At 74.9% G+C, this 25,644-nt stretch carries 19 protein-coding genes; 6 read left to right on the forward strand and 13 right to left on the reverse strand.

Going from position 1 to position 25,644, the window contains the following annotated elements; all coding sequences use genetic code 11:
- Positions 1 to 17: 17 nt before the first annotated feature.
- The 4 genes from E4A51_RS05280 to E4A51_RS05295 all read right to left on the reverse strand — a co-directional run bounded on the left by E4A51_RS05280 (position 18) and on the right by E4A51_RS05295 (position 6,451).
- The gene (locus tag E4A51_RS05280) at positions 18 to 2,639 is read right to left on the reverse strand and encodes a polynucleotide kinase-phosphatase (protein WP_134851059.1); all 2,622 of its coding nucleotides are present in this window, start codon (positions 2,637 to 2,639) and stop codon (positions 18 to 20) included.
- The gene (locus E4A51_RS05285) at positions 2,636 to 4,135 is read right to left on the reverse strand and encodes a 3' terminal RNA ribose 2'-O-methyltransferase Hen1 (RefSeq protein ID WP_134851060.1); all 1,500 of its coding nucleotides are present in this window, start codon (positions 4,133 to 4,135) and stop codon (positions 2,636 to 2,638) included. The genes E4A51_RS05280 and E4A51_RS05285 overlap by 4 nt, the downstream gene beginning before the upstream one ends.
- 122 nt (positions 4,136 to 4,257) lie before the next feature.
- Positions 4,258 to 5,382 (reverse strand): 23S rRNA (uracil(747)-C(5))-methyltransferase RlmC, encoded by a 1,125-nt coding sequence (rlmC, locus tag E4A51_RS05290; protein ID WP_070318400.1) that lies wholly within the window; start codon positions 5,380 to 5,382, stop codon positions 4,258 to 4,260.
- A gap of 49 nt (positions 5,383 to 5,431) precedes the next feature.
- A complete protein-coding gene (locus E4A51_RS05295; protein WP_070318399.1) occupies positions 5,432 to 6,451 on the reverse strand; it encodes a LacI family DNA-binding transcriptional regulator in 1,020 nt (339 codons plus the stop codon).
- Positions 6,452 to 6,754: 303 nt separating this feature from the next.
- Between E4A51_RS05295 and E4A51_RS05300 the strand changes: the two genes are divergently transcribed.
- The 6 genes from E4A51_RS05300 (at position 6,755) to E4A51_RS05325 (ending at position 13,455) form a co-directional block, all read left to right on the forward strand.
- On the forward strand, positions 6,755 to 8,050 hold the full coding sequence (locus E4A51_RS05300; protein WP_134851061.1) for an extracellular solute-binding protein: 1,296 nt from the start codon (positions 6,755 to 6,757) through the stop codon (positions 8,048 to 8,050).
- A gap of 69 nt (positions 8,051 to 8,119) precedes the next feature.
- On the forward strand, positions 8,120 to 9,061 hold the full coding sequence (locus tag E4A51_RS05305) for a carbohydrate ABC transporter permease (RefSeq protein WP_134851062.1): 942 nt from the start codon (positions 8,120 to 8,122) through the stop codon (positions 9,059 to 9,061).
- Positions 9,058 to 9,876 (forward strand): carbohydrate ABC transporter permease, encoded by an 819-nt coding sequence (locus tag E4A51_RS05310; RefSeq protein WP_046527961.1) that lies wholly within the window; start codon positions 9,058 to 9,060, stop codon positions 9,874 to 9,876. Before E4A51_RS05305 ends, E4A51_RS05310 begins: the two co-directional genes overlap by 4 nt.
- Positions 9,877 to 9,940: 64 nt before the next feature.
- Positions 9,941 to 11,863 (forward strand): glycoside hydrolase family 127 protein, encoded by a 1,923-nt coding sequence (locus E4A51_RS05315; RefSeq protein ID WP_134851063.1) that lies wholly within the window; start codon positions 9,941 to 9,943, stop codon positions 11,861 to 11,863.
- Between the two features lie 149 nt (positions 11,864 to 12,012).
- Positions 12,013 to 12,453, forward strand: a complete 441-nt coding sequence (locus tag E4A51_RS05320; RefSeq protein ID WP_134851064.1) for a hypothetical protein — start codon at positions 12,013 to 12,015, stop codon at positions 12,451 to 12,453.
- 21 nt (positions 12,454 to 12,474) lie between these two features.
- Complete coding sequence (locus tag E4A51_RS05325; RefSeq protein ID WP_134851065.1) at positions 12,475 to 13,455, forward strand: DUF2891 family protein; 981 nt, start codon at positions 12,475 to 12,477, stop codon at positions 13,453 to 13,455.
- Between the two features lie 100 nt (positions 13,456 to 13,555).
- On the opposite strand, the gene E4A51_RS05330 is transcribed toward E4A51_RS05325, so the two are convergent.
- The 9 genes from E4A51_RS05330 to E4A51_RS05365 form a co-directional block, all read right to left on the reverse strand.
- Positions 13,556 to 15,037: an endo-1,4-beta-xylanase gene (locus E4A51_RS05330; protein ID WP_134851066.1), complete on the reverse strand. Its 1,482-nt coding sequence runs from the start codon at positions 15,035 to 15,037 to the stop codon at positions 13,556 to 13,558.
- A gap of 117 nt (positions 15,038 to 15,154) precedes the next feature.
- Positions 15,155 to 17,260, reverse strand: coding sequence for a family 43 glycosylhydrolase (locus E4A51_RS05335; RefSeq protein ID WP_134851067.1), 2,106 nt, complete (start codon positions 17,258 to 17,260; stop codon positions 15,155 to 15,157).
- A gap of 184 nt (positions 17,261 to 17,444) precedes the next feature.
- The gene (locus E4A51_RS05340; protein WP_240696388.1) at positions 17,445 to 19,022 is read right to left on the reverse strand and encodes a glycoside hydrolase 43 family protein; all 1,578 of its coding nucleotides are present in this window, start codon (positions 19,020 to 19,022) and stop codon (positions 17,445 to 17,447) included.
- Positions 19,023 to 19,080: 58 nt separating this feature from the next.
- Positions 19,081 to 20,919: a cell wall metabolism sensor histidine kinase WalK gene (locus E4A51_RS05345; RefSeq protein ID WP_134851069.1), complete on the reverse strand. Its 1,839-nt coding sequence runs from the start codon at positions 20,917 to 20,919 to the stop codon at positions 19,081 to 19,083.
- On the reverse strand, positions 20,916 to 21,089 hold the full coding sequence (locus tag E4A51_RS18240; protein WP_156441926.1) for a hypothetical protein: 174 nt from the start codon (positions 21,087 to 21,089) through the stop codon (positions 20,916 to 20,918). Before E4A51_RS18240 ends, E4A51_RS05345 begins: the two co-directional genes overlap by 4 nt.
- On the reverse strand, positions 21,086 to 22,576 hold the full coding sequence (locus tag E4A51_RS05350; RefSeq protein WP_134851070.1) for a glycosyltransferase family 2 protein: 1,491 nt from the start codon (positions 22,574 to 22,576) through the stop codon (positions 21,086 to 21,088). The genes E4A51_RS18240 and E4A51_RS05350 overlap by 4 nt, the downstream gene beginning before the upstream one ends.
- Entirely contained in the window at positions 22,573 to 23,301 is a 729-nt protein-coding gene (locus E4A51_RS05355) for a PHP domain-containing protein (protein WP_134851071.1), read from the reverse strand. The genes E4A51_RS05350 and E4A51_RS05355 overlap by 4 nt, the downstream gene beginning before the upstream one ends.
- On the reverse strand, positions 23,298 to 24,275 hold the full coding sequence (locus tag E4A51_RS05360) for an ATP-grasp domain-containing protein (protein ID WP_134851072.1): 978 nt from the start codon (positions 24,273 to 24,275) through the stop codon (positions 23,298 to 23,300). Before E4A51_RS05360 ends, E4A51_RS05355 begins: the two co-directional genes overlap by 4 nt.
- Complete coding sequence (locus E4A51_RS05365) at positions 24,272 to 25,366, reverse strand: response regulator (protein WP_134851184.1); 1,095 nt, start codon at positions 25,364 to 25,366, stop codon at positions 24,272 to 24,274. Before E4A51_RS05365 ends, E4A51_RS05360 begins: the two co-directional genes overlap by 4 nt.
- Between the last annotated feature and the right edge of the window lie 278 nt (positions 25,367 to 25,644).

Consider the following 25,644-nt stretch of genomic DNA (forward strand, 5'->3'; position numbering starts at 1 on the left):
CGGCCCGACGGCTGCCGTCACAACCGCGGGTCGACCGGCGCCGACTCCAGCGCGAGCACGCCGAACACCGCCTCGTGCACGCGCCACAGCGGCGCCCCCGCGACGTACCGCTCGAGCGCCTCGACGCCCAGCGCGTACTCCCGCAGCGCGAGCGACCGCTTGCGCCCGAGCGACCGCTGCCGCAGGCGCGGCAGGTGCGACGTGTACTCGGGGCCGTACACGATCCGCAGGTACTCCCGGCCCCGGACCTTGACGCCCGGCTGCACGAGGCCCCGCGGTCCGCGCACGAGGTTCGCGAGCGGCTTGACGACCATGCCCTCGCCGCCGTCGTCGGTGAGCGCCTGCCACCACGCGGTGCCCTCGGCGACCGACGCGGGGTCGCCCGTGCGGACCACGAGGCGGCGCGTGCCCAGCAGCACGCCCGACGCGTCGGCCGCGACCAGCCGGTCCGCGACGCCCAGGTGCCACAGGTGGTCGCGGTCGGTGAACGTGCGGCTGCCCGCCGCGAGCACCTGGAACGGCGCGAGGCGCACGCCGTCGAGGCCGTCGACGTCCCACACGTAGCGGCGGTAGGCGGCCGTGAACCGCTCGGCGTCGTCCGCGCGGCGGCGCGTGCGCGCGAGCAGCTCGGCGACGTCGAGGCCCCGGTCGCCGGCGGCCGCGAGCGCGTCGACCGCCGCGGGCAGCACCGCGCGCGCCGCGGCGCCGACGGCCGCGTACTGCGTGCGCAGCAGCTCGCCCGCCTTGGCCGACCACGGCAGCAGCTCGCAGTCGAGCAGCAGCCACGCGTCGTCGCCGTCGGCGAGCAGGTCGTCCCACGCGCCGGCCGCCGCCACGGCGGACGCCACCGTGTTGACGAGCGCCTGCGTGCGCGCCGCGTCCTGCCAGAACGCGCGGCCCGTGCGGGTCCACACCGCGCCCGTCGCACCCGCGGGCAGCGCGAAGCGCGCCGCGGCGACCGTCGCGTCGCGGCACACGAGCACGACGGCCCGCGAGCCCATGTGCTTCTCCTCGCACACGACGTCGGCCACGCCGTCGTGCGCGTACTGCGCGAACGCCTCGCGCGGGTGCTCGAGCAGGTCGCCCTCGCGCGCGGTCGCGCACGGGCTCATGGTGGGTGGCAGGTGCAGCAGCACGCGCGGGTCGAGCGCGAACCGGCTCATGACCTCGAGCGCACCGACCGCGTCCTCGGGACGCAGCGACACGCGACCCATGAGCCGCGTCTCGACCACGCGCCGGCCGGCGACGTCGTCGAGGCGCAGGCGGTCCGGTGCGCCGCGCACGACGTCACCGTCCGGGCCGCCGCCGGGCGCGCCGGACCGACCCACGACCACGGGCGCGCCGTCGGTCGGCTCGGCGCGCGGGAACGGCCGCACCGGGTCGCACCAGACGCGCTCGGCGGTGACCTGCACGGCCTCCCGCTCGGGGTACCGCAGCGCCGAGAGCCGCCCGCCGAACACGCACCCGGTGTCGAGGCACAGCGTGTCGTTGACCCACGTGAGCGCGGGCGTCGGCGTGTGGCCGTAGAGGACCGTCGCGCTGCCGCGGTAGTCCTCCGCCCACGGCAGGCGCACGGGCAGGCCGTACTCGTCGGTCTCGCCGGTCGTGTCCCCGAACAGCGCGAACGAGCGCACGCGTCCCGACGCGCGCCCGTGGTACGCCTCCTTGAGGCCCGCGTGCGCGACGACGAGCCGCCCCTCGTCGAGCACGTAGTGCGCGACGAGGCGGTCGCAGAACGCCCGGACCCGCTCGCGGAACTCCGGCGGCTCGGCGGCGAGCTGCGCGAGCGTCTCGGCGAGCCCGTGCGACGTGCTGACCTGCCGCCCCGCGAGCGCGCGCACGAGCTTGGACTCGTGGTTGCCGGACACGCACAGCGCGTGCCCCGCCTCGACCATGCCCATGACGAGCCGCAGCACGCCCGGGCTGTCCGGGCCGCGGTCGACGAGGTCGCCGACGAACACCGCGCGCCGCCCCTCGGGGTGCGTCGCGTCGACCGGGCGCCCCTCGGCGTCGCGCACGAGCACGTAGCCGAGCCGGCCGAGCAGCGTCTCGAGCTCGGCGCGGCAGCCGTGCACGTCGCCGACCACGTCGAACGGGCCGGTCACGCCCCGCAGGTCGTTGCGCAGCGGCACGCGCACGACCTCGGCGGCCTCGACGGCCGCGACGCCGTCGAGCACGTGCACCGTGCGGAAGCCCTCGCGCGCGAGCCCGCGCACCGAACGTCGCAGCTGCTGCGCCTGGCGGCGGACGACGTGCGCGCCGAAGCCGCGGTCGGGGCGCGCCGCGTTGCGGGCCTGGGCGACGTCCTCGGGCACGTCGAGCACGATCGCGACGGGCAGCACGTCGTGCTCGCGCGCGAGCGCCACGAGCCCGCGGCGCGCGTCGGGCTGCACGTTGGTCGCGTCGACCACCGTGAGCAGCCCCGCGCGCAGCCGGACGCCGACGAGGTGGTGCAGCAGCGCGAACGCCTCGGGCGTGGCGGCCTGCGACGTCGGGTCGTCGGACACGACGCCGCGGCACCAGTCGGACGAGACCGTCTCGAAGGGCCCGAAGTGCCGGGCCGCGAACGTCGACTTGCCGGACCCGGACGTGCCGACGAGCACGACGAGGCAGGTCGCGGGGATCTCCAGGCGGGTCATGAGGTCACCTCCGGGCGACGGGTGAGGACGGCGAGCTGCGTGGGCGGCCCGACGTCGGGGTCGTCGTCGCCGACGCCGCCGAACGAGACGTCGTAGCCGTGCGCGGCCGCGGCCGCGCACGCCCAGTCGCGGAACTGCGCGCGCGTCCACTCGAAGCGGTGGTCGTGGTGCCGCAGGTGGCCGTCGTCGAGGCCGTAGCGCGCGTTGTGCTCGACGTTCGGGGTCGTGACGACGAGCGTGCCGGGGCGCGCGTGCCCGAGCACGGCCTGCTCGAGCGCGGGCAGGCGCGGCGGGTCGACGTGCTCGACGACCTCCATGAGCACGGCCGCGTCGAACCCGACGAGCCGGTCGTCGAGGTACGTGAGGGCGGACTGCGCGAGGTCGACGCGGGCGCGCTGCCGCTCGGGCAGCCGGTCGAGCCGCAGCCGGCGCGCGGCGACCTGCAGCGCGCGGTGCGACACGTCGACGCCCAGCAGCCGGTCGAACGACGCGTCGGCCAGCAGCTCGCGCAGCAGCACGCCCTCGCCGCAGCCGAGGTCGACGACCGTGCGTGCGCCGGCGGCGCGCAGCGCGGCGTGCACGGCCTCGACGCGGAGCCGCGCGAGCGCCGGCGTGCGCGGCCCGTCGTCGGCGACTGCGTCGGCGTCGGCGTCGGCGGGGGTGCCGGTGGTCGCGGACGGCGCCGCGGACGTGTCGTCGACGTCCTCCGGGCGTGCCGCGACCGCGTCGTCGAGCGCGTCGGCCGGCACGTGCTCGACCTCGGCGAGCCGCTCGAGCGCCGACGCCGCGAGCGGGCGGCTGCGCCGCAGGTAGCGGTGCACGACGACGTCGCGGCGCGGGTGGTCGGCGAGCCACGCCTCCCCCGCGCGCAGCAGCTTGTCGACCTCGTCCTCGCCGACCCAGTAGTGCTTCTCGCCGTCGAGCGCGGGCAGCAGCACGTACAGGTGGGACAGCGCGTCCGCGAGCCGCAGCGTGCCGCGCAGCCGTAGGTCGACGTAGCGCGAGTCGCCCCAGGCCGGCACGCGCGGGTCGAGCGGCAGCGGCGTCGCGGCGACGTCCCAGCCGAGCGGCGCGAACAGCTCGGCGACGAGCGCGACGTCGCCGCGCACCGCGACCGCGGGCACGTGGACCTCGAGCGGCAGCGCGCGGGACGCCAGCTCGGGGCGCCGGTCGCAGCGCCCCGTCATGGCGGTGCCGAACACGCGGCGCAGCGCGACCGCGAGCACCGACGCCGACGCGTACGGCACGTCGTTGACGTAGGCGGCGAGCGGTCCGTCGCCGCGGCCCGCGCGGTCGCGCACGAGGCCGACGGGGTCGACCTCGACGAGCAGCGCGACGGTGCACCGCTCGGCGTCGGCGCGCGGGTAGAGCACGTGCGCCGTGCCGACGCCCGCGTCGAACGTCTGCACGCGGTCGGGGTGCTTGTGCAGCAGGTGGCCCAGGTCGGACGCCGGGGTGGCGGCGTCGGGGGCGTCGGCGGTCAGCGTGAGCAGCACGCGCGTGATCGTGCCAGGTGGTGGCGGGCCGGCCCAGGGCTTTGGCGGTGACGCGCCCGCGTGCACACCCGGCTCGGCGACGTGCCGAGCTCTGCGACGCTCCCCGCTCGGCGGCGCCCCGCTCAGCGGCGCTCGAGCAGCGTGAGGACCTCGTGGTGCCCGGTGTGCGGGAACATGTCGAGGACCTGCGCGCGCACGAGCCGCAGCGACGGCATGTGCGCGAGGTCGCGCGCGAGCGAGCCGGAGTGGCACGACGAGTACAGGACGCGCGGCACGCCGCTGCCCTCGAGCCAGCGGCTGAGCGGCTCCCCGAGCCCGCGCCGCGGGGGGTTGACCACGACGAGGTCGGGCACGTCGTGCGCGGCGAGCGCGAACGCGGTCGCGTCGCCCGCGAGGAACCGGGTGCCGGGCAGCCCCGCGTCGTGCGCGGTCTGCTCGGCGCTCGCGACGGCCTCGGCGCTCGTCTCGACCCCGACGACCGTGCGGCCCGGCCGCGCGAGGTGCAGCGCGAACCCGCCGACGCCGCAGTACAGGTCCCACGCCGAGGCGACCTCGGCCTCGTCGGCCCACGCGACCGCCTGCCGGTAGAGCGCGGCCGCGACGTCGGTGTTGGTCTGGAAGAAGGACCGCGGCCGCAGGTGCAGGTCGAGCCCGTTGACCCGCATGCGCAGCGTGCCACGCTCGGTGAGCAGGATCTCGCGGTCGCCCTCGAGCACCGCGGCGTGCGCGGGCTGCACGTTGACGGACGCGACGACGAGCGACGGCAGCGCCGCCTGCAACGACGGCAGGTGCTTGCGGATGCGGGCGAGCGCCTCGGTGCTGCGCAGCACGAACCGCACCAGGAGCTCGCCGTCGGGCGACCCGGTGACGAGCACGTGCTTGAGCTCGCCGCGGCGCGTCGGGACGTCGTACGGCACGAGGCCCGCGCGCGTCACGAACGCGGCGAGCGGCGGCAGCGCGGCGCTCACGGCCGGCGGGTACAGCGGGCAGCCCTGCAGGTCGACGCCGTGGCCGTGCGCGTCGAGGATCCCGAGCGTGGGGGCGTCGACCGTGCCGGCGACGACCATCTTGGCCTTGTTGCGGAATCCCGCCTCGGCGCTCGTGACGGTCGGGAGCCACGTCACGCCCGCCGGGTCCCCGAGCACGGTGCGCACGTGCCGCTGCTGCGCGTCGACCTGCTCGGGGTACGGCTGCGCGAGGAGCGTGCACGAGTGGCACACGCCCGCGTCGAAGTACCCGCAGCGCACGTCACCAGCCTACGGGCGTCGCCCGCGACCTCGCAGGGAGCGCTCGCCGTCAGTCCCCGGCCGTCGACGCGCGCACCACGACGCGCGGCTCGATCGTCTCGACCCCGGCGTCCTGCTGGCCGGCGACGAGCGCCGACAGCCGGGTCGCGGCACGCCGACCCATGGTCTCGAAGTTCATGTCGACACTGGTCAGCGCGGGACGGGAACCGGCGATCATCGGCTGCCAGTTGTCGAACCCGATGACGGCGACGTCGGCCGGCACGCGCACGCCGCGCTCGCGCAGCGCGTCGAGCACGCCGCGCGCGATCTGGTCGCTGCCGCACACCACGGCGTCGACCGCGGGGTCGGCGTCGAGCACGGCGGTGACGCCCGCGCGGCCCCATGCCTCGCTCCAGGAGCCGTAGCGCACCGGGCCGACCGGCTCGACGCCCGCGTCCGCGAGCGCCTGCGCGACCCCCGTGGCGCGGTCCTGCGCGGCCGCGTACGTCGCGTCGCCAGAGACGTGCGCGATGCGCCGACGCCCGAGCGCCAGCAGGTGCTCGGCCGCGAGCCGCCCGGCGGTGACGTTGTCGGGCACGACCGACGCGTCGCGCGGGTCGACCGACGGCGCGTACGCGTACACCGCGGGGACCGGGACGTCGGTGCCGAGGGACGGCCGCGGGTCGGTGGTCGAGCCCACGACGATGAGGCCGTCGACGCGGCGGCCGAGCAGCGCGCGCAGGTGGTGCTGCTCGCGGATCGCGTCGCCGCGCGCGTCGCACAGGAAGACGGACGTGCTGCCGGCGCCGAACGCGTCCTCGGCGCCCATGAGGATGGGCAGGCTGAAGCGGCCCTCGAGGTCGTGCGTGAGCAGCCCGACCGTGCCGGTCTGCCCCGCGGTGATGGCGCGCGCGAGCGAGTTCGGGGTGAAGGACAGCCGGTCGGCGATCTCCTGCACGCGGCGGCGCGTGTCGGGGTGGACCTCGGCCTTGCCGTTGAGCGCCTTGGAGGCGGTGGCCACCGAGACGCCGGCGAGCTGCGCGACGTCGCGCAGCGTCACGGGCCGCGGCCTGCCGTCCGTGGTCGTCATGGTCACCCTCCGTCGCTCCCTGCCCGCGACCGGCCGGACCGACGCGCTGCGGACCTCATCATGCCCGAAAACGGCATCCTGCACACCCGGTTGACCGACGTATCTTCCCAGTGTTAGCGTCCCGAAACGGGTTTCGGTCGCTTTCGGCCGACGGTGGTCTCACCGGTCCGCCGCAGCGACGCGGCGTCGGGCGCCCGGCAGGTCATCACGCATCGACGAGGAGCGGAGCGGGCACCCCACCCGCACCGGCCGGGCACCCCACCCGCGCCACCGACCTCGTCCTGACGAACGGGAGCCCGGTTGATGGACATCAACGGCAACGACGCACGGCCCACCCCTCGCCGCCGCAGGTGGCTGACGCTCGCGTCCCTCGCCGCGGCGAGCGGCCTGCTGCTCGCCGCCTGCACGGGCGGCACGTCCGCCGGCGGCGGCGACGCGACCGGCGGATCGGCCGGCGGCGACACCGTCACGGTGTGGCACTACTTCTCGGACGAGAACCAGGTCCGCCTCATGGACGAGCTCGCCGACAAGTTCGAGGCCGAGCACGACGGCGCGACCGTCGAGAACGTCTTCGTCCCCTACGACCAGCTCAACTCCAAGCTCGTCTCCGCCGCGGGCGCCAAGACCGGCCCGGACGTCGTCGTGTTCAACGGCGCGGAGGCCTCGACCCTCGCGCTCGGCGGCGCGCTCGCGCCCCTCGACGACTACTGGGCCGGCTTCGCCGACGCCGACAAGGTCTCACCGTCCGTCATCCACCAGGTCGACGGCACCACCTACGCCGTGCAGGGCTACGTCAACCTGCTCGGCCTCTGGTACAACGCCGACATCCTCGCCGAGATCGGCGTCGAGCCGCCCACCACGATGGACGAGCTCGAGGCCGCGATGGCCAAGGCCAAGGACGCCGGCTACGCGGGCATCACGCTGTCGGCGCTGCCGCAGTCGCAGGGCGAGTGGCAGGCCTACCCCTGGATCACGTCCGAGGGCTTCAGCTACGAGGACCCGCAGGCCGACGCGCTCGCCGCGGGCCTGGCCCGCGTGCGCGGCTGGGTCGAGAACGGCTGGCTCTCGCAGGAGTCCGTGACGTGGGACCAGACCGTGCCGTTCCAGCAGTTCGCCGCCGGGAAGACCGCGTTCGCGGCGAACGGCAACTGGCAGATGGGCACCGCCAAGTCCGACGCGCAGTTCGAGTACGGCGTCGTCCCGCTGCCGCTGTCCAGCACCGGCGGCGTCTACCTCGGTGGCGAGGGCGAGGGCATCGGCGCGTTCAGCAAGAACCCCGACCTCGCGTGGGAGTACCTCACGGCGACGTACCTCGACGCGAAGGGCCAGCTGCTGCCGGCCGAGATCGTCGGCTCGCTGCCCTCGCGCACCGACGCCGCGGCCGACGAGGCCGTGACCGGCAACGCGCTGCTCGAGCCGTTCGCGCAGACCATCACGAAGTTCGGGGCGAACTACCCGGCCTCGGTGATCCCCGCGCAGTCCGTGGCCGACGTCCAGCTCACGCTCGGCCAGGCGTGGAGCGCCGCGGTCGGCGGTCAGAAGTCGCCGCAGCAGGCCGCCGACGACGCGATCGCCGCGCTCGGCCCGCTGCTCGACTGAGCCGCAGACCCACCCACCACCCGTCCGCCCGCGCCCGGTCGTCCGGCGCGACACCCCCTGGAGGTCCCCATGACCACCTCGCTCGCGCCGGCGGCCGGGCGGGCCGTGACCCGCCCGGCCCGCGGGCCGCGGCGCCGCCCGCCACGGCAGACCCGGATGCTGTTCCTGCTCCCGGCCGCCGTGTTCCTCGGCCTGCTGAGCATCTACCCGCTCGTCACGCTGCTGCGGATGGCCGTCTCGAAGGTCACCGCCGCGACCCTCAACGCCGACTGGGCGTTCACGGGCCTGGAGAACCTGCGCGCCGGGTTCGAGTCCGGCGACACGACCGCGGCGCTGTCGCGCACCGCGGTGTTCGTCGTGGTCGTCACGGTGCTCGGCATGGGGCTCGGCCTGGGCGGCGCGATCGCGCTGCGCACGTCGGGCCGGTGGTCGGGCGCGCTGCTCGCCCTCATGGTGTTCGTGTGGGCGCTGCCCCCGGTCGTCAACGGGTCGGTGTGGAAGTTCCTGCTCGCCGACTCCGGCCTGGTCAACACCGTGCTGCTCGCCACCGGGCTGCGGGACACGCCCGTGCCGTTCCTCTACGACCAGTACTGGGCGCTCGGTGCCGTGGCGTTCGTGAACTCGTTCGCCGTCATCCCGTTCAACGCGCTCGTGTACCGCGCGGCCCTGCTGACGATCGACCCCGAGGTCTTCGAGGCCGCGCAGCTCGACGGCGCGACCAAGTCGCAGCAGGTGCGCCACATCATGGTCCCGTCGGTGCGGCCCACGACGCTCGTGCTGCTGATCCTCACGCTCGTCTACGGGTTCCGCAGCTTCGACTTCATCTACGTCATGACCTACGGCGGGCCCGGCACCGCCACCAACACGCTGCCGTTCCTGGGCTACCTGCAGGCGTTCGTCCGCTACGACTACGGTCTGGGCGCCGCGACGTCCGTCGTCGCCGTGCTCGGCGTGCTCGTGCTGGCCGTCCTGTACGCCCGCAGCATCCGCAAGGAGGAGGCGCACGGATGAACCAGGTGAAGGCCGGCCCGGTCGCCGTGGCCACCAAGCTGCTCCTCACGCTCATGTACGGCGTGCCGATCCTGTGGATCCTCCTCACGTCGGTCAAGAGCTCGGGCGACGTGTTCGACCGCGCGTCGACGTTCGTCTTCTCCCCCACGCTCGACGCCTACCGCGAGGCGATCACGCCGACGCTGTGGCGTGCGATGGGGCAGTCCGCGACCATCGCCGTCGGCGCGACCGCGCTCGTCCTGGCGATCGCCGTGCCGGCCGCCTACGGCCTGGCGCGCACGACCGGCTGGCTGCCGACCGTCGGGCTCGGGATGCTGATCGTGCTGCAGATGATGCCGCAGACCGCGACCGTCATCCCGCTGTTCCAGATCTTCAGCAGCTGGCGGCTGCTCGACACGACGGCCGCGGTGATCCTGGCCGACGCGGCGCTGCTGATCCCGTTCGCGACGCTGCTGCTGCGCCCGTTCTTCCGGGCCGTGCCGCCGCAGCTCGAGGAGGCGTCGTCGATCGACGGCGCCGGGATCCTGCGGACGTTCTGGCAGGTCGTGCTGCCCGTCGCACGCAACGGCGTGTTCACGGTCGGGACGCTGATCTTCCTGCTCGCGTGGGGCGAGTTCCTCTACGCCGTGAACTTCTACCTCACGCCCGGCAGCTACCCGCTCAGCGCGCTGCTCGCGCAGCAGGTCTCGGCGTTCGGCATCAACTGGCCCGGCCTCATGGCCCTGGCCGTGCTGACGTCCGTCCCGATCCTCGTCGTCTTCAGCCTCACCTACCGCCAGCTCAAGGACGGCCTGACGGTCGGCGCGGTCAAGTAGCCCGCGCCCCGTCCCCCACCGCCCGCCCCGGCACCGCCGGACCGAACCACCCCCGGAGCTCGTCATGCCCTCGTCCGAGACCGTCGACCTGCGCGTCGGCCCCCACCAGCACGGCCGCCCGGCCGTCCCGTCCCGCGCCCGCTGGCGCCCGCTCGGCCTCGACGAGGTCACGATCACGGGCGGCTTCTGGGGCGACCTGCAGGCGCTCAACGCGCGCACGATGATCGCGCACGTCGAGGGCTGGCTCGAGCGGCTCGGCTGGACGGGCAACTTCGACGCCGCCGTCGAGGGGCGGCTGCCGCGCGACCGCCGGGGCCGGGAGTTCTCCGACTCCGAGACGTACAAGCTGCTCGAGGCGATGGCCTGGGAGGTCGGACGCACGGGCGACGCCGACCTCGACCGGCGCCTGCGGTCGATCGCGGCGCGCGTGGCCGCGGCGCAGGAGCCCGACGGCTACGTCTCGACGATGTTCGGCCGCCCCGGGCAGCAGCCGCGGTGGTCGGACCTCGAGTGGGGCCACGAGCTGTACTGCATCGGGCACCTGGTGCAGGCGGGCGTGGCCCGGGCCCGCACGTTCGGCGACGACGAGATCGTGCGCGTCGCGATCCGCGCGGCCGACCTGGTGTGCCGCGAGTTCGGCGCCGACGGCCCGCAGCAGGGCGTGTGCGGCCACCCCGAGATCGAGGTCGCGCTGGTCGAGCTGTACCGCGTGACCGGTGAGCGTCGGTACCTCGACCAGGCGCGGCTGTTCGTCGAGCGGCGCGGGCACGGCGTGCTCGGCGAGATCGACTTCGGCCCGCAGTACTTCCAGGACGACGTGCCGGTGCGCGAGGCCACCGTGCTCGACGGGCACGCCGTGCGGGCCCTGTACCTCGCGTCGGGCGCCGCGGACCTCGCGGTCGAGGACGGCGACGACGAGCTGCTCGCGGCCGTCACCGGGCAGGTGCTCACGACGCTCGCGCGGCGCACCTACCTGACCGGCGGCATGGGTGCGCACCACGAGGGCGAGTCGTTCGGCGCCGACTTCGAGCTGCCGCCGGACCGGTCGTACTCGGAGACGTGCGCGGGCATCGCGTCGGTCATGACGAACCACCGCCTGCTGCTGCAGGACGGCGACGCGCGGCACGCCGACGCGGTCGAGCGCACGCTCTACAACGTCGTCGCGACGTCGCCCGCGCAGGACGGCCGGGCGTTCTACTACACGAACACGCTGCACCAGCGCGTGCCCGGCCGTGAGGTCGCGCCGGACGAGGTGAGCCCCCGCGCGGCGTCGAGCCTGCGCGCGCCGTTCTTCGCGGTGTCGTGCTGCCCGACCAACGTCACGCGCACGGTCGCGACGCTCGGCACGTACGTCGCGACGGTCGACGACGACGGCGTGCAGCTGCACCAGTACGCGCCGGCGACGGTGCGCACCGAGCTGACGGCGGGCCGCACGGTGGCCCTCGAGGTGACGACCGCCTACCCGCACGACGGTCGCGTGACGGTCCGCGCGGTCGAGGCGCCCGCGGGCGGCTGGACGCTCACGCTGCGCGTCCCCGCGTGGGCGCAGGGCGCGAGCGTCACGCTCGCCGACGGCACGTCGCAGCCGGCGGCGCCCGGGTACGTCGCGGTCCCCGGGCCGGCCGCCGGGCAGGAGGTCGTGCTCGACCTGCCGGTGCGCGCCCGCTGGACGTTCGCCGACCCGCGCGTCGACGCGGTGCGCGGGCAGGTCGCGGTCGAGCGCGGGCCGCTGGTCCTCGCGCTCGAGTCCACCGACCTCGGGCAGGACGTGGCCGCGGCCGTCGTCACGACCGACGCCGCACCCGTCGAGCGCGACGGCGCGGTGCTCGTCCCCGTCGCGACGCGCCCGCTGCCCGACGTGACGTGGCCGTTCGGCGACGACCCCGCGCCCGCACCCGACGCGCCGCGGCTCGTGCCGCTCGTGCCGTACCACGCGTGGGCCGAGCGCGGGCCGTCGACGATGCGGGTCTGGCTGCCGACCGTCTGACGCGTCCCCGACGCCCGCGGCGCCGCCCCCACCCGGGCGCACCGCGAGCGTCGGCGCGCGCACGACCTGCCGCGCCGCGACGGCCGCCGTAGCCTGGGACCGGCCCGGTCGCCCGGTCGGACCGAGCCCGACCCCGAGGCAGGACGCGCATGGCGACCCACGACGGCGACCGCAGGACGGGCGGCGTCGCCCGCACGATCGGGCGCGTGGTGCTCGGCGGCTTCCTCGCGTTCGCGGGCACGAGCCACCTGACGTTCGCGCGCGAGGAGTTCCAGGCGCAGGTGCCCGCGTGGGTGCCGGTGGGCACCGACGCCGTGGTCGTCGGGTCGGGGGTCGTCGAGATCGCCCTCGGCACGGCCCTGGTCGTGGCGCCGCGCCGCTACCGGCCGTGGGTCGGCGCGGCCGCGGCGGCGTTCTTCGTCGCGATCTTCCCGGGCAACGTCGCTCAGTACCTCGAGGGCAAGGACGGCTTCGGGCTCGACACCGACGCCAAGCGCCTCGCGCGGCTGCCGTTCCAGGGCCTGCTCGTGGTGTGGGCGCTGTGGTCGACCGGCGCGTGGCGCGCGTGGCGCGCGCACCGGCGGCGCTGACGCCGCGAGAGGGTGGGGGGCGTGACGCACCTCGCCCCGCCCCCGCCCGACCGCTACGCCGCCGTCGTCCGCGCGAACCTCACGACCCCGTGGCCGTACCACCTCGTGCACCTCGCGGGGTCGCCCGACGACGTGCGCACGCCCGTCGAGCTGTACCCCGCGTTCCACACGTCGTTCGACTGGCACTCGTGCGTCCACATGCACTGGCTGGGCGTCGAGGTGCTCGCCGCGGGCCACGAGGACGACGCGCTGCGCGCGCTGCTGTCGGCGAACCTCACCCCGGAGCGCGTCGCGGGCGAGGTCGCTTACCTGCGCGCGCACCCCGCGTTCGAGCGGCCGTACGGCTGGGCGTGGGCCGCGCGGCTCGCGGCGTCGTGCGCGGCGGCCGCCGCGGCCGGCGACCCCGCCGCGGCCGCGTGGGCCGAGGCGACCGCCCCGCTGGCCCGCACGGTGCTCGACCTCGTGGTGCCGTGGGTCGCGCGCACCGAGCACCCGGTGCGGCACGGCGTGCACTCGAACACCGCGTTCGGGCTCGCGCTGCTGCTCACGGCGGCCGACGACCTCGGGCACGACGACGTCGCCGACGCGCTGCGCACGCACGCGCGCCGCCTGTACGGCGCCGACCGCGGCTGGCCCGCGGCGTGGGAGCGCAGCGGGCACGACTTCCTGTCCCCCGGCCTCGCCGAGGCGGACCTCATGGCCCGCGTGCTGCCGCCCGCCGAGCTCGCCCCGTGGTTCGCGGCGTTCCTGCCGCGGCCGGGCGACCTCACCGCGCCCGCGCGCGTGGTCGACCCGACCGACGGGCACGCCGTGCACCTCGACGGCCTCAACCTCTCGCGCGCCGGGGCGCTGTTCCGCCTCGCCCGCGCGCTCGACGACCCCGGGCTGCGCGATGCGGGCGACCGGCTGCTCGCCGCGGGCCTGACCTCGCTCGCGAACGACGACTTCGTGGCGACGCACTGGCTCGCGTCGTTCGCGTGGGACGCCGCGACGAGCCGCTGACGCGGGTCCGCCTGGCGCGCTGCGACGGACGCCGCGCGCCTCGACGCGCGACCGCCCCCGCACCCGTCGACCCGGGTGCGGGGGCGGCCGTCGATCGACGTCAGCCGACGCGCACCAGCTGCCACTGCTGGTTGGCGCCGTTCCAGCCGTCGTACTGCACGACGTTCGCTCCGTCGGCGGTCGACGCACCCTGCACCTCGAGCACCTTGCCCGAGTTCCGGTTCTGCAGCGTCGCGTAGCCGCCGCTGATCGTCACGTTCCACTGCTGGTTGGTGCCGTTGAGGTCGGGCCACTGCACGACCTCGCCGCCGTTCGCGGTCGAGAAGTTGTACACGTCGAGCACCTTGTTGGACAGCCGCGACTTGAGGCGGTAGCCGCCGTTGCCGGACGCGACGAACTGCCACTGCTGCTGGTTGCCGTCGTTGCGCGACCACTGCACGATGTCGGCGCCGTCCGCGGTCGACAGGTTGTACACGTCGAGGGCCTTGCCGCTGTTGCGGTTGACGAGGACGTACCAGGCGCTGGTGTCGATCGACGTCGAGCCGCCGTTGTTCCCGCCGCCGTTGCTGCTGCCCGCGTTGAGCGCGTTGAGCGTCGACGTGTACGCGGCCTTCTTGTTGCCGTTGCCGTCGAAGAGCAGCGGGTTCTTGCCCGTGCGCCACGAGTCCGTGTCCCGCACGCCCCACACGGTGATGCCGGTGCAGCGGCTCACGGCGAGGCACGCCTCGACGACCTGGCGGTAGGCGTTCGCCTGGTTCGAGCCCTGCTCGATGTCGAGCTCCGTGATCTGCACGTCGACGCCCAGGTCGGCGAACCGCTGCAGGTTGGCGCGGTAGTCGCTGGGGATCGTCGTGCCGAAGTGCGACTGGAAGCCGACGCAGTCGATCGGGACGCCGCGCGCCTTGAAGTCCCGGACCATGTCGTAGACCGCTGTCGACTTCGGGTTGATCGAGTCGGTGCCGTAGTCGTTGTAGCAGAGCTTGGCGCCCGGGTCGGCGGCGCGGGCGGCGCGGAACGCGGCCTCGATCCAGTCGTTGCCGGTGCGCTGGAGGTTCGAGTCGCGGCGCGAGCCGCGGCCGTCGTCGGCGAAGGCCTCGTTGACGACGTCCCAGGCGTAGATCTTGCCCTTGTAGTGCGTCGCGACCTGGGTCACGTGGTTGAGCAGCGCCTGCCGCAGCGCGCTGCCGGACATGCTCTGCATCCAGCCGGGCTGCTGCGCGTGCCACGCGAGCGTGTGCCCGCGCACCTTCTTGCCCTTGCCGAGCGCGTCGTTCACGATCCGGTCGCCGTTGGTGTAGCTGAACTGGCCCCGGTTCGGCTCCGTGGCGTCCATCTTCATCTCGTTCTCGGCCGTGATCATGCCGAACTCGCGGTCGACGATCCCCATGTACGTGGCGTCGTTCATGCGACCGGCCGCGATCGCGGTCCCGAAGTAGCGGCCCTTCTCGGAGGCCGCGGCGTGCAGCGTGCTGCCGGCCGCGACCGCGGGCGCCGACAGCGTCAGCGTGAGGGCCGCGGCGACGCCGGCGGTCAGCAGGGCCGCCGCCCTGCGCCGGCCCGTGGTGCGTGGTGTCGTGCTCACCGGATCTCCTCTGGGTGGGTGGGTCGACGCGCGGGCGCGCCGGGGGTGACGCGCCGCGTGCGGGCGCGCCGGACCGGACCGGCGGCGCACGCCGCCGGCACCGGCCGGGTCGAGGGGTCAGGGCGCCGTGAGGTCGAACCGCCGCACGGTGACGGCGCCGCCGAGGGCCTGCGTCGCGTGGTTGAAGATGCCGAACCTGTAGCCCATGAAGAACTGCCAGTCGGCGTTGAGCGTGAACGCGGGGCCCAGCGGCGTGAACGTGCGACCGTCGGTGCTCCACGAGAACGTCGCCTGGCGGCCCGAGCCGGGCCGGATGTCGGCGGTGACCCGCAGCCACACCCGCGTGCCCGGCAGCGCGGCCGAGGCCCGCTCGGTGCCCGTGCCCGTGGTGTTCCACGACGAGTCCATCGTCAGGCCGTCGGTCATGACGACCCGCCGCGCCCCGTCCGAGCCCCGGACCACGCCGATCCACGCCGAGGACTGCCGCAGCATCGCCAGGCCCGTGCGGTCGCCGTTCGCCATGCCCGCGACGTCGAGCTCGACGGTCGCGGTCGACGACGGGCCCTGGACGCGGTGCGTCAGCGTGTTGCGCGCGGCGTACAGGTCGCGCGTGACGGTCGCCGTGCGCAGCGTGAGCCCGTCGGACACCGTGAACCGCGACGTGTCGGGGTTGTGGTTCCACTCCCACTGCGGGCCGAGCCGCGTGCCGGCGAACGTGTCGGTGCCGGTGAGGGGCTTGACGGTGCGGGTCGTGGTGATGTTCGGGCGGGGGTAGGTCGCGCCCCAGCGGCCGTTGACGGTCTGGACCGACGGCCAGCCGTTGCTCCACGTGATCGGCGCGAGGGTCGGCATGCGTCCGCCGGGGTAGGCGTCGGTGAACGCCATGTACCACCAGTCGCCGTTCTGGGTCTGCACGATCCCGCCCTGGTGCGGCACGCCCCCGCCGGTGATCGGTCCGGGCAGGTCGAGCAGCACCTGCCGCTGCTCGTAGGGGCCCCACGGCGAGGTCGAGCGCAGCACGTACTGGCCGTTGGCGGGCCGCGTGAGCCAGATGTAGTAGTAGCCGTCCTTCTTGTAGAACCGCGCGCCCTCGAGCGTCCCGACGTTCGAGGGCGTCTGGTACACCTGCTGCGCGCGCACCTGCTGCGTGCCGTCGGCGTTGAGCTGCGCGACGCTGATGGTGCCGTTGCCGTAGGCGACGTACATGGTGTCGTCGGTGTCGACCAGCAGCCCGGCGTCGTAGTAGCACTGGTTCATGCGGGCCTTCTTGGTCCACGTGCCGTCCACCGCGGACGCGGTGTAGACGTACGTGCGGTTGAACTCGGTGCAGCCGTACCAGTAGTACGTCTGGTTGCTGGCCCGGTAGCCGAGGGTCGACGCCCAGATGCCCTTGACGTAGCGGTGCCCGCCGACGAGGTCGTAGCGCTGGTCGTCGAAGTCGAGGCGCGGCACGGAGTGGCCCGCGAACTCCCAGTTCACGAGGTCGTAGGAGCGCAGGATCGGGGCGCCCGGCGAGTAGTGCATGGTCGACGCCGAGTAGTAGTACGCGTCGCCGACGCGGATGATGTCGCCGTCCGCGAAGTCCTGCCACACCACGGGGTTGGTGAACGACCCGCCGGCCGGCGGCGTCGTCGGGGTGGGGGTCGGGGTCGGCGTGGGGGTGGTCCCGCCGTCGGCGCGCACGAGCTGCCACTGCTGGTTGGCACCGCCCCAGCTCGTGTACTGCACGATCTCGGCGTCGTCGGCCGTCGAGGCGTTCTGCACCTCGAGCGCCTTGCCCGAGCTCCGGTTGACGAGCGTGACGTACCCGCCGGCGACGTCCTGCAGGCGCCACTGCTGGTGCGCTCCCCCGTTGTCGGACCACTGCACGACGCGGGCGCCGTCGGCCGTGGAGGCACCGGTCACGTCGAGGACCTTGCCCGAGTGCTGCGACACGACGCGGTACCAGCCACCGCCCGCGTCGACGAACCGCCACTGCTGGTTGGTGCCGCCCGAGCGGGTCCACTGCGTGAGGCGCGCGCCGTCGTTCGTCGCGAACCCGTACACGTCGAGGGCCTTGCCGCTGCCGCGGTTGACCAGCACGTACGTCGCGCCGGTGTCCGGGGTGGCGGCCGACGCCGGGGTGGCCGCGACGGTCGCGAGGACGCCGGCGGACACCGCCGTGACGAGCGCGAGCAGCGCGCCGAGCGCGCGTCGGGGGCGGGCGGGGCGAGGGAGGGACATGGCGTGCTCCTCGGGCGGGCGCACCGCCGACGACGTCGTGTGATCGTTCACACCACGTCGCACGACGTCGGTGTCGTGCACGGCGGGATGGCGTCATGCTGCCCACGGCGCGCCGCCGCCGACAAGACCTCACGCGGTGTCGAAGCGTTTCACCACACGTGCGGGGTCACGGCACGGACGGACCTCACGGCGTCGCGAGCCCGAACCGCCGCACCGTCGCGGTCCCGCCGAGCGCGACGGTCGCGTGGTGGAAGATCCCGACGCGGTACCCCATGAAGAACCGCCAGTCGGCGTCGAGCGCGAACGACGGGCCCAGCGGCGCGAACGTCCGACCGTCGGCGCTCCACGCGAAGACCGCCCCCGCACCGCCGGGCCGCACGTCGGCCTCGACGCGCAGCCACACGCGCGTCCCCGTCAGCGGCGCCGACGCGCGCTCGGTCCCGGTGCTCACGGTGTCCCACGACGCGTCCATCGTCAGGCCGTCGGTCATGACGACCCGGCGCGAGCCGTCCGCCTCGTGCCGCACGCCCACCCAGGCGGACGTCTGGCGCAGCATCGCGAGCCCCGTGCGGTCGCCGGGCCGCGTGCCCGCCAGGTCCAGCTCGACCGTGACGGTCGAGGTCGGTCCCTGCAGCCGGTGCGTCAGCGTGTTGCGCGCCGCGTACAGGTCGTCGGTGACCGTCGCGGTCGTGAGGTGCAGGCCGTCGCCCACCGCGAACCGCTCGACGTCGGGGTCGTGGTTCCACTCCCAGCGCGGCGCGAGCCGCGGACCGGCGAACGTGTCCGCCCCCGTGAGCGGCTCCACCCCGGGCCCGGGCCCGAGCGCGGGACGCGGGTACGTCGTGCCCCACCGACCGTCGACCGTGCCGAGCACCGGCCAGCCGTCCTCCCACGTCACGGGCGCGAGCGTCGGCATGCGGCCGCCCGGGTAGGCGTCGGTGAACGCCATGTACCACCAGTCCCCCGCGGGCGTGCGCACGAGGCCGCCCTGGTGCGGCACGCCGCCGCCCTCGACCGGCCCCGGCAGGTCGAGCAGCACCTCGCGCAGGTCGTAGGGCCCCCAGGGCGACGCCGAGCGCAGCACGTACTGCCCGTTCGCGGGGCGCGTCAGCCAGACGTAGTACGTCCCGTCGACCTTGTAGAACCGCGCGCCCTCGAGCACGCCGACGCTCGCGGGCGTCTCGAGCACCACCTGCGAACGCACCTCGCGCGTCCCGTCGGCGCTGAGCTGCGCGACGCTGATCGTGGTGTTGCCGTACGCGACGTACAGCGTGTCGTCGTCGTCGACGAGCAGCCCCGCGTCGTAGTACGGCGTCTCGAGGCGGGCACGGCGCGTCCACGGCCCTTCGACCGCGGGCGCCGTGAACAGGTACGTGCGGTCCTGCTCGACGCACCCGTACCAGTAGAACGTCGCGTCGCTCGGGCGGTAGCCGAGCGTCGACGCCCAGATGCCCTTGACGTACCGGTGCCCGCCGACCAGGCCGTAGCGCTCGTCGTCGAAGTCGAGACGCGGCACCGAGTGGCCCGCGTGCTCCCAGTGCACGAGGTCGTACGACCGCAGGATCGGTGCCCCGGGCGAGTAGTGCATGGTCGACGCCGAGTAGTAGTAGACGTCGCCGACGCGGATGACGTCGCCGTCCGCGAAGTCCTGCCACACCACCGGGTTGGTGAACACCCCCTCGGCCGGGGGCGCCGCCTCCGGGCGGTCCCCGGCGTGCTGCCGGTCGGCGGGCGGGGGTGTCGTCAGGACGTCGTCGGCCACGCGGGCATTCTGCCCCGGCCGCGCGCGGGCCCGGCGCAGGGCACCCGGCGCGCCCGCGTCACGCCCCTGCGGCCGACGGCGCGGGCGGCAGGGTCACCGTGAACGTCGTGCCCTCGCCGACCGCGCTCGTCACGCCGACGTGCCCGCCGTGCGCCTCCACGACCGCACGCGTGATCGCGAGCCCCAGGCCCACGCCGGGCACCGCCCGCCGCGTCGCCGTGCTCGCGCGGTAGAAGCGCTCCGTGAGGTGGGTCAGCTCGTCGGGCGGGATGCCGATCCCGGTGTCGCTCACGGCGAGCCGCCCGCCGCCGTCGGCCTGCGGGCGCACCACGAGACGCACCGTGCCGCCGCGGTCGGTGAACTTCAGCGCGTTGGCCACGAGGTTGTCGACCGCCTGCCCGAGCCGCAGAGGGTCGGCGTGCGCGGGCGTCGGCGCGAGGTCGCTCTCGAGCGTGATCCCGGCGGCGGCCGCCGCGGGCGCCGCGGTCGCGAGCGACGCCGCGGCGATCGTCGCGAGGTCCACGGGCTGCGGCGAGATCGAGAACGTGCCCGCGTCCATCTGGGCGGTCAGCAGCAGGTCGCTCACGAGGCGCAGCTGACGGCGCGCGTTGCGGTCGATGATCTGCAGGTACTCGCGCTGGTCCTCCGTCAGCTCCTCGGTCTCGTCGAGCAGCAGCTCGACGTAGCCGAGCACGGCCGTCAGCGGGGTCCGCAGCTCGTGGCTCACGAGCCCGACGAACTGGTCCTTGAGCCGCGCGGCCTCGCGGTCCGCCGTCACGTCGGTCGCGACGACCACGTAGCCGACGACCGCCCCGTCGTGGTCGGTGCGGCGCGTCACCGCGGGGTGCACCGTGACGTGCGAGCCGTCGCGACGCACGTACGTCCAGTCCCGCACGTCCTTGCCGGCCGCCGCGCGCGGCGCCAGGACCGACCGCAGCAGCGTGGGGTGGTCGGACGCCGCGGGCGGCGCACCGTCCTGCGGGTCGCGTTCGAGCAGCTCGTCGAGCAGGTGGAACTCGGTGAGGTACCGCCGCCCCACGACCTCGCCCTGCGCGAACCCGAGCAGCCGCTCGGCGCCCGCGTTGAACACCTCGACCATCCCGTCGGCGTCGGTCGCGATGATCGCCTGCTCGGTGGCCGAGTCGATCACCGACACGAGCTGCTGGTGCGCGGCGCGGCGCAGCGACACGGACTTGCCGAGCGACGCGGCCGCCTCCCGCGTCCGGCGCAGGGCGTCCGCCTGCTCGGCCTGCAGCCGCGCGAGCACCTTGTTGCGCTGCCGCAGGCGCGCCGTCGACTCCTGCACGACGAGCCCGATGATGAGGGCGATGGCCGCGACGAACAGGCTGCGGACGACGACGGGCTGGGAGGCGTGCGTCGAGGGGCTCAGCGCGAGCCCGAGCAGCACGGTCGCAGCCGCGCCCAGCGTGCCGAGCAGCACGCCGACCATGCCGGCGCGCGCGGCGAGCGCGAGCGCGGGCAGCAGCACCATGCCCGCGAACGGCGACGTCATGCCGCCGGACCCCTGCCGCAGGGCCGCGACCGCGACGAGCTGCAGCAGGGCCAGCGCCTCGGGCGCCCACTCCGGCAGCCGCTCCCACGGCACGAACGCCGCGAGCACGAGGCACGCGACGGTGACGGCGGCCGCGAGGACGACCGCCGAGCCGGAGGTCGCCTCGAGCCCCGGCGAGAGCAGCGCCAGCAGCGCGAGCGTCATGAGGATCGCGAACGGCAGCTGCCGCTCGACCACGGACGCGCCCGAGCCGAGGTACCGCGCGACCGGGCCGAGGTAGCGCAGCTCCGGCTGCGGCGACGTGGTCGAGGCCTCCTCGTCCTCGCGCGGCGCGGCGTCCTCGAGGGCTGCCGCGTCGACGGCGTCGCGGCGGGACGGGCTCATCGGACGGCCGCGACGACCAGGACGACCAGGACGGTCAGCAGCGCGGCGCACGCGCCGGCCACCGTGAACCAGCGCTCCGCGCGCCGGTTCGCCTCGATCTCGTGGCGCAGGGCGTCGTCGGTCAGGCGCGCCCACGCCTGCGGTCCGTCGGCGTGCCGGTGTGCGTTCATGCCGTGACCCTGCCCGTCTTCTCGGTCTTGTCCCACGTCTGCGCCGCTCCGCGCCAACCCCGCACGTACGCGTCCAGTGTGATCGCGCACAGCAGCGGTCCGTAACCCACGAGGTACAGCAGGGGTCGCGACGCCCAGCCGAGCAGCCGCGTGCCCTCGACGTCACGGATCAGCCGCGCGAGCACCATCGACAGCACCGGCCACGAGTAGAGCAGCAGGGTCCAGGCCTCGACGCCCGCGGGCGTCAGCGTGATCCCGAGCCAGGCGGGCACGGTGTCGAGCCAGAACCCGGGCGTCGCGGACGCGACGACCAGCACGAGCGCACCCACGCCGGGGAACAGCAGGCCCTCGAACCACGAGCGGCGCGCGGTGTCGAGGTCGACCAGCAGCGTCGTGATCGTGATGAACAGGTACGTGCCGAGCCCGAACCACCACAGCTGCCCGAACAGGGTCTGCGCGGTGCCCGGCGACACGAAGTACAGGCCGATGAACCCCGTGGACGCCGCGACGAGCGTGAACGGCAGCGCGAACACCGAGAACCAGACGAGCCCGAAGTCGAGCCGCCCGAGCCGGTGCCCGCGCGCGGGCCGGAACCACGTGCGGCGGAACCGCGCGGTGATCTGCACGTTGCCGCGCGCCCAGCGCACGCGCTGCTTCCACAGCGCGCGCACCGAGTCCGGCTCCTCGGCGAGCACGACGGCCTGGCCGTCGAACACGACCGTGCGGCCGTCGAGCTGCGTGAGGAACGTCGAGAACGTGTCCTCGGCGAGCGTCGAGGTGTCGATGCGGCCGCCGATCGCCTCGAGGTTGGCGCGCGTGTGCAGCTGCGCACCGCCCGCGAGGCACGCGACGGCGCCCATGACGTTCTGCGCGCGGCGCGCGCACGCCTGCGCGGTGACGTACTCGTAGCCGATGAAGCGCGCGACGGCGCCTGGCCGCCCGCTGCCCTCGCGGATGTACGCGGTCACGGCTCCGACCTGCGGGTCCGCGAGGTGCCGGGTCATGCGACGCAACGAGTCGGGCCGGTAGATGACGTCGGCGTCCATGATGAGCAGCGCCTGCATCCAGTCGTCGCGCAGCAGGTGCTCGATGCCGTGGTTGAGCGTGTGCGCCTTGCCCTGGCCGCCCTGCTCGCGCCGCAGCAGGTGGATGCGCCCCGGGTGCTCGACGGCCTTCGCGCGCACGACGTCGGGCGTGTCGTCGGTGCTCGCGTCGTCGACCACGTACACGCGCAGCCGGTCCGCCGGGTACTCGAGGCGCATGAGCCGCTCGAGCGACGCCGCGAGCACGGCGCCCTCGTTCCAGGCGGGCACGACGACGGCGACGCGCGGCAGGTGCGGGGCCGCGCGCCGCAGGTGGTTGCGCAGGCCGTGCACCGGTACGAGCAGGTACTGGTAGACGCCCGCGAGCGCGGGGACGATCCCGACGACGACGAGCACGACGAGCAGCGTGACGAGCGTGTCGTGCCCGACCGCGGGCCAGCTCACGCCGTCCCCTGCGCGCCGCGCAGCCAGCGGTAGACGCCGACGTCGTCCGCGTGGTGCGCGTCGGTCGACGCGACGAGCGCGACGCCCGCGGCGCGCAGGCGCGCGACGACGCGCGGGCCCGGGCAGCGCCACTTCTCGTTGACCTCGACCGGCGTGCCGGTCGCGACGAGCACGCCCGCGAGCGCGTCCAGCAGGTCGTCCGGGACGTCGTCCTCGGCGATCCCGACCTTCGGCAGGATCGAGAACGGGTGCGCGAGCTGCGCGCGCCCGGCGCGCTCGACGGCGCGCAGCGTGCCCGTCACCACGAGCTCGACGACGTCGGCGCGCGTGACGCGGCCCTCGTCGAGCAGCCGCAGGGTCGTCGACGGGCTCCACGGCCCGTCCGTCCCGGGGACCTGGTGGTCGGCGAGCAGCACGCGGTCGGCGCCCGAGGGCGTCCCGAGCGCGGCGAGCACGTCACGGGGCGCGTCGATCGTCCCGGTGACGTCGAGGATCTTCGCCTCGACGCCGGTGAGCACGCGCAGCCCCTCGACGGCCGGGAGGGCGGCGACCGCGGCGAGCATGGCGGGCACGTGCGTCGACGACGCGCGGACGTGGTCGACCATGCGGATCTCGCGGAGCCCGGCCCGGCGCGCGGCGGCGAGGTTCTCGGCCGGTGTGCTGCGGGCGTCGTCCGAGAACGTCGAGTGCACGTGGTGGTCGCCGTCGAGGCGGGGCTGCGTCATGGGGCGGGCAGCACCTCGTCCACGCCGAGGAACACGTCCTCGAGGTAGCGGACGTTCGCGATCTCGGTGTGCGCGACGTGCCGCGGAACGGCGCGTCCGAGCACGTCGTCGAGCAGGAGCGACGGCATGTCGACGCCGGCGGCGATCGTGAGCGGCATCGCCCCGGGGAACCGGGGGTTGACCTCGAGCAGCGCGGGCACGCCGTCGGCGTCGCGCTTGAGCTGGACGTTCGCGACGGAGGTCAGCCCGACCGCGCGCGCGACCGCGGAGGCGGCCTCGACGAGCTCGTCGTCGAGCAGCGTGACGCCCGCGACCGCGACGCCCGAGTCGACGCGCAGGCGCGCGCGCGGCACCGCCGCGACGACGTGCCCGGTCGAGTCGGCGAGCACGTCCACCGAGTACTCCTGCCCGGGCAGGAGCTCCTGCACGAGCAGGTCCTCCTCGTCGTGCACGGTGTCGAGCTCGCGCTCCGAGGTGACGGTCCGCACGCCGCGCGACCCGGCGCCGCGGCGCGGCTTGACGATGACGGGGTAGTCCCAGCCCGACAGCGCCTGCGGCGTCCCGAGCAGCTCGGTGCGCGGCACGCGCAGCGCGCCGGCGCACGCGTGCGCGAGCGCGAGCTTGTCGAGGCACAGGTCGAGCGTGCGCAGCGACGGCGCGGCCAGCAGGGTCCCGGCGGCTGCGAGCAGGTCGCGCACCGCGGCGAGCTTGGGGAGCTCGACGTCGACCGTCGAGATGAGGACGTCGATCTGGTCGTCGGCGCACATCTGCCGCACGACGTCGACGAAGTCGTCGGCCTTGCCGGCCGGCACGAGGCGGCGCCCGCCCGCGACGACGAGGTACAGGCCGCTGGCCCACCGGTCCATGTCGGCGGCGACGACCTCGACGTCGTCGCGGCGCAGCAGCGACCGGATCACGGCGACGCCGGCGGGCCCGCCGGCCCCGGTCACGAGCACGCGGGTGGTGCGGGTCATGCGGTCCCCTCCCCTGCTGCCGTCTGCTCGGGCAGCGTCGCGGCGGCGGCGATGCCCGCCGTGGACGTGGTGGCCGCGAGCCCCGACAGCATCGCGGCGGCGCGGACCGTCTCGAGCGGCTCGGCGTACGTGCCCGTGCCGAACCGCGACCAGTAGCGCGCGGTGGCGCGGACGGCGTCGGGCGCCATGTAGTCGCGGTGCGCCTGCGACGCGAACGCGGCGAGCATCTGCAGCTTGGTCTCGACGTACCCGTCGACGGGCACGAACCGGCTGGGCCGGTAGTCGATGGTCGACGACGGGCTCTGGAAGCACGCGAGGGCCGCGACCCGGCGCGTCGCGACCATCGTGGCCTCGTGGACGGCGCGGTGGTCCTGGTGGCGGTCGTGCGACGAGTGCGTGTACACGACGGTGGGCTGCACCTCGCGCACGGTGTCCTCGATGACGGTGATGAGACCGTTCGCGGGGTCCATGCGGGTGTCCTCGAAGTCGTGCAGGTACAGGCGCGCACCGATGACGCCCGCGGCGGCGAGCGCCTCGTGGCGTCGGACGTCGGCGTCGCCGCCGACCGCGCCGCCGGACAGCGTGAGGATGACGACGGCGTCGCCCGCGGCGCGGTGCGACGCGAGCGTCGCGCCCACGCCGATCTCGACGTCGTCGGGGTGCGCGCCGATCGCGAGCACGACGTCGCGCGCGCCCGCGGCGTCGCGGCGGCGGCGCGCCTCCGCGGCGAGCCCGGTGACCTTCTCGAGCAGCTGCGCGGCGGTCACGGGCTTGACGAGGAACTCGTCGGCGTCGCGGCGCAGGGCCTCGACCGCGTAGTCGACCGACGCGAACGCCGTCATCACCGCGACGGGCACGCCGGGCGCCTGCGCGCGCAGCTCGCCGAGCAGCTCGAGCCCGCTCATGCCGGGCATCTGGATGTCGGTGAGGATCACGTCGGGCGTCTGCCGCGCGACCTCCGCGAGCGCCGAGACGGCGTCCCCGCACACGGTGACGTCCATGCCGCCGCGGCGTTCCAGCACCGTGCGGAAGAACCCCGCGGTGTCACCGTCGTCCTCGACGACCAGAACCCTCGTGCGTTGCTCGGCCACTGCCGACCTCCTAGCCCCCACCAGCAGCGTCGTGGTCACGCTACGGCTTCCGGGGGCGTCCGTCGTGCCGCGTCTCGCGCGTCGTCACGGAGCGAGCGGGACGAACCGGGCGCATCGGGACGCACCGCCCTGCGCGACGTCCCGCCGGGCGGGTGAAAGCCGTCACGGTCGGCTCCGCGCGGCCGCCGCGAGACGTCGCGCGACCACCGGCGCGACCGCGACGGGCACCGTGCAGAGCGCGGCCACGCGCGCCCGTGCGGCGCCACGTCCGGACGCGA

Origin of the sequence: Cellulomonas sp. HD19AZ1 (assembly GCF_004535805.1) — a bacterium.
Lineage (GTDB): Bacteria > Actinomycetota > Actinomycetes > Actinomycetales > Cellulomonadaceae > Cellulomonas > Cellulomonas iranensis.